This window comes from Pseudomonas maumuensis (genome assembly GCF_019139675.1).
Classification (GTDB): Bacteria; Pseudomonadota; Gammaproteobacteria; order Pseudomonadales; family Pseudomonadaceae; genus Aquipseudomonas; species Aquipseudomonas maumuensis.
This window is the reverse complement of the sequence record NZ_CP077077.1, coordinates 5,512,764-5,527,525: the sequence shown is the minus strand read 5'-3', so window position 1 is coordinate 5,527,525 and position 14,762 is coordinate 5,512,764. Positions and strand designations below refer to the sequence as shown.

Below are 14,762 nucleotides of genomic sequence, written 5' to 3'. Positions count from 1 at the left end.
GGGCCGCTGTGCGGCCCTTTTGTCGCGGTTCGTCGCCACGACAAGCCGGCTCCCACAAAGGCTGCACAGATCCCTGTGGGAGCAACTGTCTTGTGTTGCTTGTAATGGCCTCATCGCTGGCAAGCCAGCTCCCACAAGGATGGCGCTTGGCCTGAGGGCGGCGCGGTCGGGGTGGGAGCCGGCTTGCCGGCGATGGAGGCAACACAGCAACATCACGTGTCACTCCATTTACGCCTCGTCCGCTGAGGGAACTAGCCTGACCTGTCATCACCAGGAGCAGGCATATGAATAGTCCTCATTCCGATCAACTCAGGCGTGGCAGGTTCTCCGAACCAGGCAGGCTTTATCTGCTCACCAGCAAGACCTTGAACCGCGTGCCGTATCTGGTCGATCTGCGATCGGCTCGGTTGCTGATTGCGCAGTTGCGCACTGTGGAGCAAGAAGGCATCGCCCGTTCGCTGGCCTGGGTTGTGATGCCAGATCATTTTCACTGGCTTGTGGAGCTTGGGGACGTGGATCTGAAAACGCTGATGCGCAGGGTCAAGTCGCGCAGTACGCGGATGATCAATGGATATCAGAGGCGCACCGGTCGCCTGTGGCAGCAAGGCTTTCATGATCGGGCATTGCGGCGTGAGGAAGATGTGCGCGCTGTTGCGCGCTACATTGTCATGAATCCCAAACGGGCAGGCTTGGTTGAGAGGATCGGCGATTATCCGCATTGGGATGCCATCTGGCTTTGAATGGCAGCTGTCATGGTTGCCTGTGCTGGCCTCATCGCCGGCAAGCCGGCTCCCACCCCGACCGCGCCGCCCTCAGGCCAAGCGCCATCCTTGTGGGAGCTGGCTTGCCAGCGATGAGGCCATTACAAGCAACACAAGACAGTTGCTCCCACAAAAGCTGCTCCGATCCCTGTGGGAGCCGGCTAGCCGTGGCGACGAACCGCGGCGAAAGGGCCACATAGCGGCCCCGGCAATTCTGATTTGGTACAGAGATCTTGGGGCAGCTCTGCAGTACAGGGATTGCGTTTGGCTCAGGAGGCTTAGTTCAGCACCCGCGCCGGCTCATCCGGGGGCAGGTTGTCCCGCCCACGCGGCTGCTTCGCCTGTCCGGGCACCGAACCGCCCAACTGCTCGGCCAGTTGCTGCGCCACATCCTCGCCCAGCGCCTTCGACACATCGCGCACCACCCGCGGACGGTTCAACGTCACGCGGCGGTCCTGGCTTTTCACCAGCTTGGTGTCCTGCCCTTCACCCATGGCGGTGAACGCCGAGGTGATCTCGTAGGTGCGGGTGTTGATCAGGCTGAAGTCGGCGACCACGGTCAGGCCCAGCACCGCCGAGTAGCTGTCGGTGTGGTCCAGCGAGTTGATGTCCTGCTGGAAGTCGATGTCCGATAGGGTGCCGAACAGCACGTAGTCGGCACCCTTGAACGCGCCGTTCTTGATGCGGCGGATCACGTCGTACACGTCTTCCTTCGAGTCGGCGGTGTAGGGGCGGCCCTGGACCAGCTGGAACATGCCGGTCTTGAGGATCTCACCCTTGATGTCGCCGCCGAACTTGCGCAGTTCGGTCTGCTCGATGTAGCTGTTGAGGCTCTCGTACTCGCTGTAGCTCGACTGGCCGCTGGCGTGATACATGCCGGCCTGGCCGCTGCTCTGGGCGTTGATGGTGTGGATGTATTCCTCCACCTGCGCCTGGTAGGCCAGGTCGGTCACCGCCACCTTGGGGGCCGCCTGCACGCCGAAGGCGCAGGCCAGGCCGATGATTGCCATCCATGCACGCATCGATCAGCGCTCCGTGGTCTTGCGGATTTCTTTTTCGTCCATCCACTCGGCCAGGCCGCTTTCCACGTCGATCAGCTGCAGGCTGAACTTGTAGAACACGTCCTTGTAGTCGCTGCTGCGCTTGACGATCGAGCTGATGGAGCCTTCCAGGCGGTACTTGGCGGCGATCATGTTGCCGGTCTTGGCCACGGTCTTCTTCTTGTACAGGCCGCTCTGGTTCTGCAGCTTGAGCTGGTCGACCTGGCTCTGCATGTCGGTGTTGTCGCTGGCGAAGCGGGCGGCGCCGGACTTCATCAGCTGGGTCTTGATCGAGGTGGTGATCTCGCGGGTATCGATGTACTCGCTGGTCTTGTTCTTCACGTCGTACACCTGCACCACCGGGCGGCCGTGCAGCACGCCGGACTGGGCCAGCGAGCGGGTCATGCTCTCGGCGATCATCTGCAGGTCGGTGGAGCCGAACTCGTTGGTCACCAGCTCGACGGCCTTGCTGTCGCCGTAGCTGATGTTCTTGCCGCCGAGAACCGGCGAAGGAGTGCTGCAGCCGCTGACCAGGGCGATGGCGATGGCGGCGAGGGAAAGGCGTGCAAACATGGAACGTGCTCCTGAAAGGGGTTACCGGGTGTGGACTTCGAGGCGGAAGTCGCGGGCAGCGGGGGTCGGGGCGATGGCGGGCAGGAACTTGGCCTGCTTGCCGTACAGCGGCAGGGCCTTCCAGCTCTCTTCATCGGCCACCGGGAAACCGTCGCTGCCCAGCCAGGCGAAGCGGTAGAACAGGGTCTGGTTGCTGCGGCTAGTGTTGGTCAGCGCAACATTGACGGTGAGGTAGCCGTTTTCGCGGGCGACGCGCATCTGGCCGACTTCGATGTCATCCAGCTGGCCCATGGTCACCACCTTGCTGGCGGCGCTGCCCGGGGCAGGGGGTGGGGTGGCGCAGCCGGCCAGGAGGGCCACGGCGGCCAGGGCGAGGCATGTTTTGCGCATGTTCGATCCTTGGGTTACTTGAGGCTGGCGACAGCGGTGGCTGCGGCCTGCGGGGCGATTTCGACGGACGGGCCGCCGGCGAATACGCGGTTACCGACCACGCGCAGGGTGACCACCTGATAGGGGCGATCGATCTTCACCGTGACTTGGGTGCCGCCGAGGCTCGACGGCAGGCTCAGGTGATGTTCGCCCGGCTTGAGGCGTACACGGGCCACCTGGGTTTCGTCGGGCAGGGTGCGCCAGGTGCGGGTATCGGCACCTTCCAGCACGGTGGAGGCGATGCCCACCACCAGCCCGGCCATCGGGTTGGTCTTGTTCAGGTTTTTCTGCGCCACGCCACGGCTGATGGCGCGCACGCTGGTGCGCAGGATGATGCCCGGCATGTCGTCGCGCAGGGCGCGGCGCGACATGGCGGTGGTGCTGTTGAGCGCGGTCAGGGCCAGGGCCTTGTCGTTGAGCTGGATCTCGCTCAGGTGCGCGGTGGAGGTGTCTTCCTTGATGATCGGGAACGACAGCGGGGTGATCACCAGGTTGTCCTGGATCGGCAGTGGCAACGGGATGCGGATCGAATCGCGGGCCGGGGCCAAACCGGTCTGCACCACGATCAGCACGTCGCTTTCGCCGGCCTTGGCGCTGTTCTTGTCCAGTTCGAGCAGCGCCTGGTCCAGCAGCGGCGTGTTCGGGCGTAGCTCGGCGGCCTTGCGGTAGCCCGGCGCGGCCAGGCCTTTCTCGCCGAGGGCCTCGTAGACATAACCGGACAGGTAATGGCTGAACGCGCTCTGGTAGCTGTTCTTCAGACCGACCACCTCAGGGGCGTCGAGGCTGGCGACCGGGTAACCCTGCAGGTCCTTGTATTCGGTCTTGATGCCTTCCTTCTCGGCCTCTTCCTCGCGCTTGAGGTATTCCTTGTCGCGCAGCTCGGCGATGATCGCTTCGCGCTCGTGGGTCTTCTTGATCTCGGTGCGGGCACCGTCGAAATCGTTCTGCGCCAGCAGGTTCAGGGCCATCTGCGTGGTCAGCATGACTTTTTCGTAGTCGTAGCCTTCGTAGCGGCGCACCTTGTCGTTGACCAGGTAGCTGCCGAACTGGCTCAGGTACTTGTCGGTGTCGAGCTTGACCGACTCTTCCCACTGGAACACTACGCTGTCGGCCGAGCGCCAGGCGTCCTGACTGCCCTTGAGGTCGCCCTTGGAGCGCAGCAGCTCGCCTTTTTCGAAGTAGTAGAGCAGGTCTTTCTTGTCGCCCTTGTTGTTGCTTTCCAGCAGGGCGAGGGCGGCGTCGACATTACCGGCGGCCAACTGCTTGTTGGTCTCCTGCAGTTCGCTGTCGTAGCTGCGGAACACCGAGCAGCCGGTAAGCTGCACGGCGGCGACCAGGGTCGCCAGGGTGAGGGCGCGGGATACCATCGGACTTCTTCTTTCCCTGAAACGGTTGGCCGCATGGGCGGGGGCGGCAGATCCCTCTGTTTTATCGCCAGAACCTCTCGATGGAGGCGCCTTGATTGCTGATGGCTATTACGGCGGCGCGGGATTATACCCAAAGTAATAGCCACGTGATGGCGAATTGCTTCGCATTTTCTGCAGGCGTGCCATCAGTCGGAAAAGCGCTTTCCAGGCTGTCGACCGGTCAATTTGTCGCAAGATTTTTCATGAAATCTGCCGGTGAGCCTTGAGCGGGGGAGAGTGGAAGTGAACAATGTTCTCTTTCGTATTCCCGTCGAGATTGGCCATGATTTCCCGTTCCCGTCTGCTTGCCTGGCTGCCTGCCCTGTTGCTTGGCCCAATGCTGGCGCTGTGCAGCACCCCGACGCTGGCCGAAGCACCGGCCGAGGCGACCAAGGCGTTGCACCTGCTGGACTACATCGGTGCCGACTACCCGCCGACAGTGCGCGACGGCAAGGTGGTGGACGACGGCGAGTACCGTGAGCAGCAGGAGTTCAGCGGCGTGCTGGCTGAGCTGGTCAAGGGGCTGCCCGAGCATGCCGAACGCGGCGCGCTGGAGCAGGGTGTCCAGAGCCTGCGCCAGGCCATCGACCAGCGTCAGGACGGTGCCGGCGTTGCCCGCCAGGCCCGCCAGCTGGGCGCACGCCTGGCGGTGGCCTACGAGGTCAGCCAGGCGCCGGTGATCACCCCGGACCCGGCCCGTGGCGCATCGTTGTATGCCCAGAATTGCTCGATCTGCCACGGCGATACCGGGCTGGGCGATGGCCCGGCCGGCGTCGGCCTGGAGCCTGCGCCGGCCAACCTGCGCGATGCTGCGCGCCTCGACCAGCTCAGCCTGTTCGACCTGTACAACACCCTCGGGCTGGGCATCGAGGGCACCGAGATGCCCTCGTTCGCCGACCAGCTCGACGAGCGCCAGCGCTGGGACGTGGCGGCCTATATCGCCAGCTTCACCGCCGATCCGCAGGCGGCAAAGAGCGACAAGACCTGGAACCTCGCCGACCTGGCCCGACAGACTCCGGCCGAGGTCGCCGCCAACGAAGGCGCAAATGCCGTGGCCGCGTTCCGCGCCCAGCGGGCGCAACCGCCGCAGGTCAAGCGTGGTCCGGCGCAACTGCTCGAGTACACCTCCAGCACTTTGGACAAGAGCCTGGCGGCCTATCGCGCCGGTGACCACGACCAGGCCTACGACTTGTCGGTGGCGGCCTACCTGGAAGGCTTCGAGCTGGTGGAAAGCTCGCTCGACAACATCGACACCCAGGCCCGCAAGGACACCGAGAAGTCGCTGATGGCCTACCGGCAGTCGCTGCAGGACGGCCTGCCGGTGGCCCAGGCCGAACAGCGCCTGGGCGAAGCCAAGGTCAAGCTCGAACAGGCCTCGAAGCTGCTGGGCAGCGATGGCCTGAGCTGGTCGTTGAGCTACATCTCCGGCCTGCTGATCCTGCTGCGCGAGGGCCTGGAGGCGATCCTGGTGCTGGCGGCGATCCTCGCTTTCCTGCGCAACACCGGCCAGCAGTCGGCGGTGCGCAGCGTCAACGTTGGCTGGGCCCTGGCGCTGGTCGCCGGCTTCGCTACCTGGGCCCTGGCGGCCTACGTGATCGACGTCGGTGGCGCGCAGCGTGAGCTGCTCGAAGGCTGTACGGCCTTGTTCGCCGCGGTGATGGTGCTGTGGCTCGGCGTGTGGATGCACGACCGCCGCCACGCCGCCGCCTGGCAGGACTACATCAAGAGCAGCCTGGTCAGTGGCGGCGGGCGCTTCGGCTTTGCCGTGCTGGCGTTCTTCTCGGTGTACCGCGAGCTGTTCGAGGTGATCCTGTTCTACGAGACCCTGTGGCTGCAGGCCGGGCCGGCTGGCCACCAGGCGGTTCTGGCAGGCGGTGCCACGGCGCTGGTGCTGCTGGTGGGCCTGGCCTGGGTGATCCTGCGCGGCTCGGCCAAGCTGCCGCTGTCGCTGTTCTTCAGCATCAACGCGGCTTTGCTCTGCGCGTTGTCGGTGGTGTTCGCCGGGCATGGCGTCAAGGCGCTGCAGGAGGCTGGCGTGCTGGGTACGCGGCCGGTGGCGTTCTTCGAATTCGACTGGCTGGGGATCCATGCCGATCTCTACTCACTGAGCGCGCAGGCGGTGGCGTTGCTGGCTATCGTGTTCCTCTATGGACGCAGCCGCTTGGCCGAGAAGCGCCGGGCGGCGGCCAGCTGAGTCCGTGCAGGGGAAGGGGCGGTTCGCCGTCGCCCCGCCCTGCGATGAGGCTGGCATAATGTCCACCTGTTCAGGCGCTATCGCGGGGCAAACCCGTTCCCACGACGCCACTGCCCGGAGTACAGGATTAATCCCATGCGTGTATGGATCGATGCCGACGCCTGCCCCAAGGCGGCCAAGGACCTGATCGTCAAGTTCGCCCTCAAGCGCAAGCTGGAGGTGGTGATGGTGGCCGGCCAGCCACAGATCAAGCCAGCCTTCGCCTGCGTGCGGCTTATCGTGGTGCCCAGCGGCATGGACGCGGCCGACGACTACCTGGTGGACAACGCCGAGCCCGGCGAGCTGGTGATCTGCAGCGACGTGCCGCTGGCCGACCGCCTGATCAAGAAAGGCGTGGCCGCGCTGGACCCACGTGGCCGCGAGTTCGATGAGCGCAACATGGGCGAGCGCCTGGCGGTACGCAACCTGTTCACCGAACTGCGCGAGCAGGGGCAGGTGGGTGGCGGGCAGGCACCTTATGGCGAACGCGAGAAGCAGGCGTTCGCCAATGCCCTGGACCGGATTCTTGGACGGCTTTCCAAACGCTAGGGGCCGTAGGAATCAGTCGTTTTCGTGGGTCAGCTCCAGCACCCGGTCCACCAGCTTGTAGATGCCACCCGCCGCCTCGCTGATCGACTTGGCCAGCATGTACGCCGGGGTAGTCACCAGCTTGCGCTGGGTATCTTCGACGATGTCATGCACATCGCACTCTTCATGGGTGCCGCCCATCTTCACCACCGCCGCGCTGGTGCCGGCGTCAGTGCCGATGGTGCAGACCACGCCCGGCCCATAGATCTTCGCCGCCAGGGCCGGCGAGATGCAGATCAGCCCGACCGGCTTGCAGGCGTCGGCAAAGGCCTCGGCCAGCGCCAGCACGTCCGGTTGCACGGTGCAGTTGGCGCCTTCGACGGCAAAGTTCGACAGGTTCTTCGCCGCGCCGAAGCCTCCCGGCACGATCAGGGCGTCGAAGTCCTCGACCTTGGCTTCGCGAATGTCCTTCACCTCACCACGGGCAATGCGCGCCGACTCCACCAGCACATTGCGCGATTCCGGCATCTGTTCTCCGGTCAGGTGGTCGATCACATGCATCTGCGCGATGTTCGGCGCGAAGCACTGCACCTGGGCGCCACGCTGATCGAGGCGCAGCAGGGTGATCACGCTCTCGTGGATTTCGGCGCCGTCGTATACGCCGCAACCGGACAGAATCACCGCAACTTTTTTCGTCATGCTCAATACTCCAGTGTCGAGGCGCTAAATGTCCTCTAGTTTGGCAGATGTAGCCATGGGATTTGCCCCAGTGCAGGCCTAATCTTCGTGGACAACCTTGGAGGTGGCCGTTCATGGACCTGATTCTGCTGGCCGTGCCGTTCTTCTTCGTGCTGATCGCGGTGGAGCTGATCGCCGACCGCGTGCGCGGGCGGCGCAACTACCAGCTTGCCGACTCGATCAACAGCCTGAGCACCGGTGCGCTGTCCACCAGCACCGGGCTGTTGACCAAAGGGATAGGGCTGGTCACCTATGCCGTGGCCTGGGAGCACCTGGCCTGGTTGCGGCTGCCGGCGGATGCCTGGTGGGTGTGGGTGGTCGCCTTCGTGCTCTACGACCTCTGCTATTACTGGCTGCACCGCCTGGGCCACGAGCGCAACGTGTTGTGGGCCGCGCACTCGGTGCATCACCAGAGCGAGGAGTACAACCTCACAACCGCCTTGCGCCAGACCAGCAGCGGTTTTCTGTTTTCCTGGATCTTCTACCTGCCGCTGGCGTTGCTGGGCGTGCCGCCCCTGGTGTTCATCACCGTGGCCTCGCTGAACCTGCTCTACCAGTTCTGGGTACACACTCGCCATGTGCCCAAGCTGGGCTGGCTCGAATGGATTTTCATCACGCCGTCCAACCATCGCGTCCACCATGCGCAGAATCCTCTGTACTTGGATCGCAACTACGGCGGCGTGTTCATAATCTGGGACCGGCTGTTCGGCACCTTTCAGGAAGAGGACGAGCACGAGCCGGTGATCTTCGGCGTGACCACGCCTTTGGCGAGCTGGAACCCGCTGTGGGCCAACGTGCAGTTCTACGCCCAGCTGTGGGACGACGCCCGGCGAACGGCCCGTTGGTGGGACAAGCTGCGTATCTGGTTCATGCCCACTGGCTGGCGGCCGGCGGACGTGGCCGCCGCTTATCCACAGGCCAAGCAGGATCTTGCCGCGTTTCGCAAGTTCGCGATCCCGCTGGGCGCTGCACAGCAGCTGTACGTCACGGCGCAGTTCGCGGTCTACGTGGCGGTGGGCAGTTATCTGATGGACGTGGCCGAACAGGTGATGCCCGCGGCCCTGGCATTGGGCTGGACGGTAATGGCGTTCGGGCTGTTCGTGCTGGGCGTGGCGTTGGAGGACCGGCCTTGGGCAGCGCGCCTGGAGCTGGCGCGCCTGCTGTCGAATGCGCCAGCGCTGTACCTGGCCGGCGCGCTGGGCTTAGTGCCGGTCACGCCCCTGTTCTGGCTGCTGCTCCTGGGTTACAGCCTGCTCAGCCTCGGCGGCCTGGCCCTCTGCCGCCGCGCGCCGCTCGGCGCGGCTGTTGCGAAAGCGCCGGCGCAGCCAGAGCGCGAGGCCCAGCACCAGCAGGCCACCGAGCACCCATAGTTCGTATTTCTTGATGCTGCCCAGCATGCCTTCGAGGATGGCGCCGAAGTGATAGGCGGCCAGGCCCAGGGCCAGAGCCCAGACCGCGGCACCGATGCCATTGAGCAGCAGGTAGCGGCGTGGTGGGTAGCCGGACAGGCCGATGGCCACCGGCATCACCGTGCGCAGGCCGTAGACGAAGCGGAAGCTCAGCACCCAGATATCCGGATGGCGGCGGATATGCTCCAGCGCGCGGTCGCCCATGGCCTGCCAGCGCGGCTTTCGGGCGAGAATCTTGCGCCCGTGGCGGCGCCCCATGAAGTACCACAGCTGGTCACCGGCATAGCTGCCGCAGAATGCCACCAGCACTACCAGCTTGATGTCCATGTATTCGCGGAATGCAAGAAACCCTGCGAGCACAAGGATGGTCTCGCCTTCGAAGAACGTGCCGAGAAAAAGGGCAAAGTAGCCGAAATCGTTCAGGAATTGTTGAAGCATTTTCTGGCGTGCTGGCGAAATGAACGCGCAGCCTACCCCTTCGGGCGCGATCGGGAAAGTGTCCAAATGTGTCTCGACGTGAACATTTCCTACAAGGACAATGACTGCGGCCACAAGTCGCAGGGTTGCCCTCGGGTGTCACACAGGCGTCATAATGGCCGCTTATAACTGTCGCGCTCGCCCGCCTGCGCGGGCTCAGGAGTCTGCCGTGAGCTTTACCCCCGCCAATCGTCTGTTTCCTGCCACCCGTCTGCGTCGCAACCGCCGGGACGAATTCTCCCGTCGCCTGGTTCGCGAAAACACCCTGACTGTCGATGACCTGATTCTTCCGGTATTCGTACTGGACGGCGAGGGCCGCCGCGAAGAAGTGCCGTCCATGCCGGGCGTCGAGCGCCTGTCGATCGACCTGCTGCTGGAAGCCGCGCAGGGTTGGGTAGAGCTGGGCATTCCGGCGCTGGCGCTGTTCCCGGTGACCCCGACCGAAAAGAAATCCCTCGATGGCGCCGAAGCCTGGAACCCGGACGGCATCGCCCAGCGCGCCACCCGCGCCCTGCGTGCCCGCTTCCCGGAACTGGGGGTGATCACCGACGTGGCCCTCGACCCGTTCACCACCCACGGTCAGGACGGCATCCTCGACGAGGAAGGCTACGTGCAGAACGACATCACCGTCGACGCGCTGGTGCGTCAGGCGCTGTCCCATGCCGAGGCTGGTGCCCAGGTGGTCGCGCCGTCAGACATGATGGACGGCCGCCTCGGCGCGATCCGCGAAGCCCTGGAAGTGGCCGGCCACGTCAACGTGCGCATCATGGCCTACTCGGCCAAGTACGCCAGTGCCTACTATGGCCCGTTCCGCGACGCGGTCGGCTCGGCGCTGAATCTGGGCAAGGCCAACAAGGCCTCCTACCAGATGGACCCGGCCAACAGCGATGAGGCCCTGCACGAAGTGGCCACCGACCTCGCCGAAGGTGCCGACATGGTCATGGTCAAGCCGGGCATGCCGTACCTGGACATCGTTCACCGCGTGAAGACCGAGTTCAAGGTGCCGACCTTCGTCTATCAGGTCAGCGGCGAGTACGCCATGCACATGGCTGCCATCCAGAACGGCTGGCTCAGCGAAGCCGTGATCCTCGAATCCCTCACCGCTTTCAAACGGGCAGGCGCTGATGGCATCCTGACCTATTTCGCCGTGCGTGCCGCTCAATTGATGAGAGGGCAGTAACGCCCTCCAGGAACGTCAGATGAATAATGAAGTGCTAACCCCTGTCGAGATCAAGGATGCCCAGGCCGTGCCCGAAGAAATGGTGCAGACCCCACCCGACCTGCCGGCGGTAGTAGAGCCGGAACCGGTCGTCGAAGCAGCCCCGGCACCTGCGCCTGCGCCGGCCCCGGCGATCGCCGTGCCGAGCCTGGACGACAGCAGCCTGTACATTCATCGCGAGCTCTCGCAGCTGCAGTTCAACATCCGCGTGCTGGAACAGGCGCTGGACGAATCCTACCCGCTGCTCGAGCGCCTGAAGTTCCTGTTGATCTTCTCTAGCAACCTCGACGAGTTCTTCGAGATCCGCGTGGCGGGGCTTAAGAAGCAGATCAACTTCGCCCGCGAACAGGCCGGCGCCGACGGCCTGCAGCCGCACCAGGCGCTGGCGCGGATCAGCGAGCTGGTGCACCTCGAAGTGGATCGCCAGTACGCGATCCTCAACGACGTGCTGCTGCCGGAGCTGGAAAAACACGCCATTCGTTTCATCCGTCGCCGTTACTGGACACCCAAGCTCAAGACCTGGGTCCGGCGCTTTTTCCGCGACGAGATCGCGCCGATCATCACCCCGATCGGCCTCGACCCGACCCACCCGTTCCCGCTGCTGGTGAACAAGAGCCTGAACTTCATCGTCGAGCTCGAGGGTGTCGACGCCTTCGGCCGCGATTCGGGCCTGGCGATCATCCCGGCGCCGCGCCTGCTGCCGCGGGTGATCCGAGTGCCGGAAGACGTGGGCGGGCCTGGCGACAACTATGTGTTCCTGTCGTCGATGATCCATGCCCATGCCGATGACCTGTTCCAGGGCATGAAGGTCAAGGGCTGCTATCAGTTCCGCCTGACCCGTAACGCCGACCTGGCGCTGGACTCGGAAGAGGTCGACGACCTGGCCCGTGCCCTGCGCGGCGAGTTGTTCTCGCGCCGCTACGGCGATGCCGTGCGCCTCGAGGTAGCCGATACCTGCCCGAAACACCTCTCCGACTATCTGCTCAAACAGTTCAGCCTGAGCGAGAGCGAGCTGTACCAGGTCAACGGCCCGGTCAACCTGACCCGCCTGTTCAGCATCACCGGGCTCGACAGCCACCCGGAGCTGCAGTACACGCCGTTCACCCCGGCGATCCCCAAACTGCTGGTCAATGCCGACAACATCTTCAGTGTGATCGGCAAGCAGGACATCCTGCTGATGCACCCATTCGAATCGTTCACCCCGGTGATCGACCTGCTGCGTCAGGCCGCCAAGGACCCGCATGTGCTTGCCGTGCGCCAGACGCTCTATCGCTCGGGTGCCAACTCGGAGATCGTCGACGCCCTGGTGGACGCGGCGCGTAACGGCAAGGAGGTCACGGCAGTGATCGAATTGCGCGCACGCTTCGACGAAGAGTCCAACCTGCAGATGGCCAGCCGCCTGCAGGCTGCCGGCGCGGTGGTGATCTACGGGGTGGTGGGCTTCAAGACCCACGCCAAGATGATGCTGATCCTGCGCCGCGAGCAGGGCGAGATCGTCCGTTACGCGCACCTGGGCACCGGCAACTACCACGCCGGCAACGCCCGCCTGTACACCGACTACAGCCTGCTGACCTCCGACGACGCCCTCACCGAGGACGTCGGCAAGCTGTTCAGCCAGCTGATCGGCATGGGCAAGACCCTGCGCATGAAGAAGCTGCTGCACGCGCCCTTCACCCTGAAGAAGGGCATGCTCGACATGATCGCCCGGGAGACCCAGTTCGCCCTGGAGGGCAAGCCTGCGCACATCATCGCCAAGTTCAACTCGCTGACCGACGCCAAGATCATCAAGGCGCTGTACAAGGCCAGCCAGTCGGGCGTGCGCATCGACCTGGTGGTGCGCGGCATGTGCTGCCTGCGTCCGGGCATCCCGGGGGTGTCGCACAACATCCACGTGCGCTCGATCATCGGCCGCTTCCTCGAGCACACCCGGGTGTTCTACTTCCTCAACGGCGGCGAGGAGCAGATCTACCTGTCCAGTGCCGACTGGATGGAGCGCAACCTCGACAAGCGCGTCGAGACCTGCTTCCCGGTGGAGGGCAAGAAGCTGTTGCTACGGGTCAAGAAGGAGTTGGAGGGGTACCTGACCGACAACACCCAGGCCTGGACCCTGCAACCGGACGGGCGCTACGTGCGCAGCACGCCGACCGGCAACCAGAACCCGCGCAGTGCCCAGGCGACCCTGCTGGAGCGCCTGAGCAACCCGGTCCTCAACGTACGCTGAGAACGAAGCCGACCCGGGCCAGCCACTCCGCCTCGTTGGCGAAGTCGGCCTGGGTCAGCTGGTTTTCTTCCAGCCAGTTTCCAGGGAAGACCACTTCGAGGCTGTTGTCGCCGGCCTGAAGCACCACTTTCGGCATCTGCTGGGTGCCACGGATATGGTGGAAGAGGATGGCGAAGCGCAGCAGTACGCATAGGCGCAGCAGCTTGACGCCTTCATCGCCCAGTTCGGCGAACTTGTCCTTGGGAATGTTGCGTCGATGGCCGCGCACCAGCAGGGCCATCATCTGCTGGTCCTCGCGGGAGAAGCCGGAAAGGTCGGAGTGCTCGATCAGGTAGGCGCCGTGCTTGTGGTAGTGATAATGAGCGATGTCCAGGCCCACCTCATGCACTTTCGCTGCCCAGCCTAGCAGATCGCGCCAGTTGCCCTGTTCAAGATCCCATGCCTTGGCCACTTGGTCGAAGGCGTGCAGTGCTTTGCGCTCGACTCGAGCGGCCTGGCCCTGGTCGACGTGGTAGCGTTCCATCAGCGAGTTCAGGGTGCGCTCGCGCACATCCTCGTGATGGTGGCGGCCCAGCAGGTCGAACAACACACCTTCGCGCAGGGCACCGTCGCAGTGCTCCATCCGCTGCAGCTCCAGCGCATCGAAGATCGCCTCGAGGATGGCCAGGCCCGCCGGGAAGATGGTGCGGCGATCGGGCTTGACCCCTTCGAAGTCGATCTTGTCGGTTTCGCCCAGCTTGAACAGCTTACGCTTGACCCAGGCCAGGCCCTCGGCGTTGACCTCGCCATTACCCAGACCGCCGGACTTGATGGCGGCGCCAATGGCGCGGATGGTCCCGGACGAGCCGATGGCCTCGTCCCAGGTCAGGCGATGCAGGGCGTTCTCGATGCTCATCAGCTCCAGGCGCGCGGCGGTGTAGGCCTGGGCATAGCGCGCCGGGGTGATCTTGCCGTCGCGGAAGTAGCGCTGGGTGAAGCTTACGCAGCCCATCTGTAGGCTTTCGCGCAGCAGCGGCTCGAAACGTTGGCCGATGATGAACTCGGTGCTGCCGCCGCCGATGTCGGCGACCAGGCGCTTGCCCGGGGTGTCGGCCAGGGTGTGGGACACGCCCAGGTAGATCAGGCGCGCTTCTTCGCGGCCAGAAATGACCTCGACCGGGTGGCCGAGGATGGCCTCGGCGCGCAGGATGAATTCGTTACGATTGCGTGCTTCGCGCAGGGCGTTGGTGCCGACGATGCGCACCGAGCCCTGGGGCATGCCGTTGATCAGCTGGGCGAAGCGCTTTAGGCATTCCAGGCCGCGCTGCATGGCTTCTTCGCTGAGCTTGCGCTCCTCGTCGATGCCGGCGGCGAGCTGAACCTTTTCTCCAAGCCTTTCGAGGATGCGGATTTCCGTGTGATGGGCCTTGGCCACGACCATGTGGAAGCTGTTGGAGCCCAGGTCGATGGCGGCGATCAGAGACAGGTTCTTCGCGGTGGTATGCGGCATGGTTTGGAGGTTCTCGGTCGTTAACCCGGCAATCGTGCCACGATCGCGGCCATACGCCAACGAGCGGCACGGCAAGGCTTGATGCATGGCAATGTCATAGCAATGTTATGACCGTGACATGACAGTTTCGATTCGTGGCGTCTTGCACAACTATAGTTACACTCAATCGTCTGTGGCTTCCTGTCGCGCCTGGGTGCGGCTATGATGGGCAACGTTTTTTTGTGCTTACGACCTGGAGA

At 64.2% G+C, this 14,762-nt stretch carries 12 protein-coding genes and 1 pseudogene; 6 read left to right on the top strand and 7 right to left on the bottom strand.

Annotation, left to right across the window (positions count from 1 at the left end; all coding sequences use genetic code 11):
- Window positions 1–284: 284 nt before the first annotated feature.
- The gene (locus KSS90_RS24575) at window positions 285–740 is read left to right on the top strand and encodes an REP-associated tyrosine transposase (RefSeq protein WP_217867627.1); all 456 of its coding nucleotides are present in this window, start codon (window positions 285–287) and stop codon (window positions 738–740) included.
- Between the two features lie 299 nt (window positions 741–1,039).
- On the opposite strand, the gene KSS90_RS24570 is transcribed toward KSS90_RS24575, so the two are convergent.
- Genes KSS90_RS24570 through KSS90_RS24555 form a run of 4 tightly spaced genes read right to left on the bottom strand, consistent with a single transcriptional unit; the run spans window position 1,040 to window position 4,170 of the window.
- A complete protein-coding gene (locus KSS90_RS24570; protein WP_217867626.1) occupies window positions 1,040–1,783 on the bottom strand; it encodes a penicillin-binding protein activator LpoB in 744 nt (247 codons plus the stop codon).
- A gap of 3 nt (window positions 1,784–1,786) precedes the next feature.
- Window positions 1,787–2,374, bottom strand: a complete 588-nt coding sequence (gene lpoB / locus KSS90_RS24565; protein ID WP_028689243.1) for a penicillin-binding protein activator LpoB — start codon at window positions 2,372–2,374, stop codon at window positions 1,787–1,789.
- A gap of 21 nt (window positions 2,375–2,395) precedes the next feature.
- Window positions 2,396–2,764, bottom strand: coding sequence for a YcfL family putative periplasmic lipoprotein (locus KSS90_RS24560; protein WP_217867625.1), 369 nt, complete (start codon window positions 2,762–2,764; stop codon window positions 2,396–2,398).
- 14 nt (window positions 2,765–2,778) lie between these two features.
- A complete protein-coding gene (locus KSS90_RS24555; protein WP_217867624.1) occupies window positions 2,779–4,170 on the bottom strand; it encodes a COG3014 family protein in 1,392 nt (463 codons plus the stop codon).
- A 289-nt stretch (window positions 4,171–4,459) separates the two neighbouring features.
- Between KSS90_RS24555 and KSS90_RS24550 the strand changes: the two genes are divergently transcribed.
- Both KSS90_RS24550 and KSS90_RS24545 read left to right on the top strand, forming a co-directional pair.
- The gene (locus KSS90_RS24550) at window positions 4,460–6,403 is read left to right on the top strand and encodes a cytochrome c/FTR1 family iron permease (protein WP_217867623.1); all 1,944 of its coding nucleotides are present in this window, start codon (window positions 4,460–4,462) and stop codon (window positions 6,401–6,403) included.
- 135 nt (window positions 6,404–6,538) lie between these two features.
- Window positions 6,539–6,991, top strand: a complete 453-nt coding sequence (locus KSS90_RS24545; protein WP_023630873.1) for a YaiI/YqxD family protein — start codon at window positions 6,539–6,541, stop codon at window positions 6,989–6,991.
- A gap of 12 nt (window positions 6,992–7,003) precedes the next feature.
- Here KSS90_RS24545 and elbB read toward each other — a convergent pair whose 3' ends face one another.
- Entirely contained in the window at window positions 7,004–7,669 is a 666-nt protein-coding gene (elbB, locus tag KSS90_RS24540) for an isoprenoid biosynthesis glyoxalase ElbB (RefSeq protein WP_217867622.1), read from the bottom strand.
- Between the two features lie 113 nt (window positions 7,670–7,782).
- On the opposite strand from elbB, the pseudogene KSS90_RS25640 reads away from it, so the two are divergent.
- Window positions 7,783–8,409 (top strand): annotated as a pseudogene (locus KSS90_RS25640) (sterol desaturase family protein); the annotation flags it as partial.
- A gap of 501 nt (window positions 8,410–8,910) precedes the next feature.
- On the opposite strand, the gene KSS90_RS24530 reads toward KSS90_RS25640, so the two are convergent.
- The gene (locus KSS90_RS24530; RefSeq protein ID WP_082120495.1) at window positions 8,911–9,555 is read right to left on the bottom strand and encodes a DedA family protein; all 645 of its coding nucleotides are present in this window, start codon (window positions 9,553–9,555) and stop codon (window positions 8,911–8,913) included.
- A gap of 208 nt (window positions 9,556–9,763) precedes the next feature.
- Between KSS90_RS24530 and hemB the strand changes: the two genes are divergently transcribed.
- Together hemB and ppk1 are read left to right on the top strand one after the other, a co-directional pair.
- Window positions 9,764–10,774, top strand: coding sequence for a porphobilinogen synthase (gene hemB / locus KSS90_RS24525; protein ID WP_217867621.1), 1,011 nt, complete (start codon window positions 9,764–9,766; stop codon window positions 10,772–10,774).
- Between the two features lie 79 nt (window positions 10,775–10,853).
- Window positions 10,854–13,034, top strand: coding sequence for a polyphosphate kinase 1 (gene ppk1 / locus KSS90_RS24520; RefSeq protein WP_217869854.1), 2,181 nt, complete (start codon window positions 10,854–10,856; stop codon window positions 13,032–13,034).
- On the opposite strand, the gene ppx is transcribed toward ppk1, so the two are convergent.
- Entirely contained in the window at window positions 13,021–14,523 is a 1,503-nt protein-coding gene (gene ppx, locus KSS90_RS24515) for an exopolyphosphatase (RefSeq protein ID WP_217867620.1), read from the bottom strand. The two genes, ppk1 and ppx, sit on opposite strands and share 14 nt — an antisense overlap.
- Window positions 14,524–14,762 lie beyond the last annotated feature (239 nt).

What these genes read in the sequence shown, in the direction of transcription:
- ppk1 (WP_217869854.1), top strand. Translation starts at nt 10,854, where the DNA reads ATGGTGCAGACCCCACCCGACCTGCCGGCGGTAGTAGAGCCGGAACCG.
- KSS90_RS24530 (WP_082120495.1), bottom strand. Translation starts at nt 9,555, where the DNA reads ATGCTTCAACAATTCCTGAACGATTTCGGCTACTTTGCCCTTTTTCTC.
- KSS90_RS24570 (WP_217867626.1), bottom strand. Translation starts at nt 1,783, where the DNA reads ATGCGTGCATGGATGGCAATCATCGGCCTGGCCTGCGCCTTCGGCGTG.
- KSS90_RS24560 (WP_217867625.1), bottom strand. Translation starts at nt 2,764, where the DNA reads ATGCGCAAAACATGCCTCGCCCTGGCCGCCGTGGCCCTCCTGGCCGGC.
- ppx (WP_217867620.1), bottom strand. Translation starts at nt 14,523, where the DNA reads ATGCCGCATACCACCGCGAAGAACCTGTCTCTGATCGCCGCCATCGAC.
- KSS90_RS24550 (WP_217867623.1), top strand. Translation starts at nt 4,460, where the DNA reads ATGTTCTCTTTCGTATTCCCGTCGAGATTGGCCATGATTTCCCGTTCC.
- KSS90_RS24545 (WP_023630873.1), top strand. Translation starts at nt 6,539, where the DNA reads ATGCGTGTATGGATCGATGCCGACGCCTGCCCCAAGGCGGCCAAGGAC.
- elbB (WP_217867622.1), bottom strand. Translation starts at nt 7,669, where the DNA reads ATGACGAAAAAAGTTGCGGTGATTCTGTCCGGTTGCGGCGTATACGAC.
- KSS90_RS24555 (WP_217867624.1), bottom strand. Translation starts at nt 4,170, where the DNA reads ATGGTATCCCGCGCCCTCACCCTGGCGACCCTGGTCGCCGCCGTGCAG.
- lpoB (WP_028689243.1), bottom strand. Translation starts at nt 2,374, where the DNA reads ATGTTTGCACGCCTTTCCCTCGCCGCCATCGCCATCGCCCTGGTCAGC.
- KSS90_RS24575 (WP_217867627.1), top strand. Translation starts at nt 285, where the DNA reads ATGAATAGTCCTCATTCCGATCAACTCAGGCGTGGCAGGTTCTCCGAA.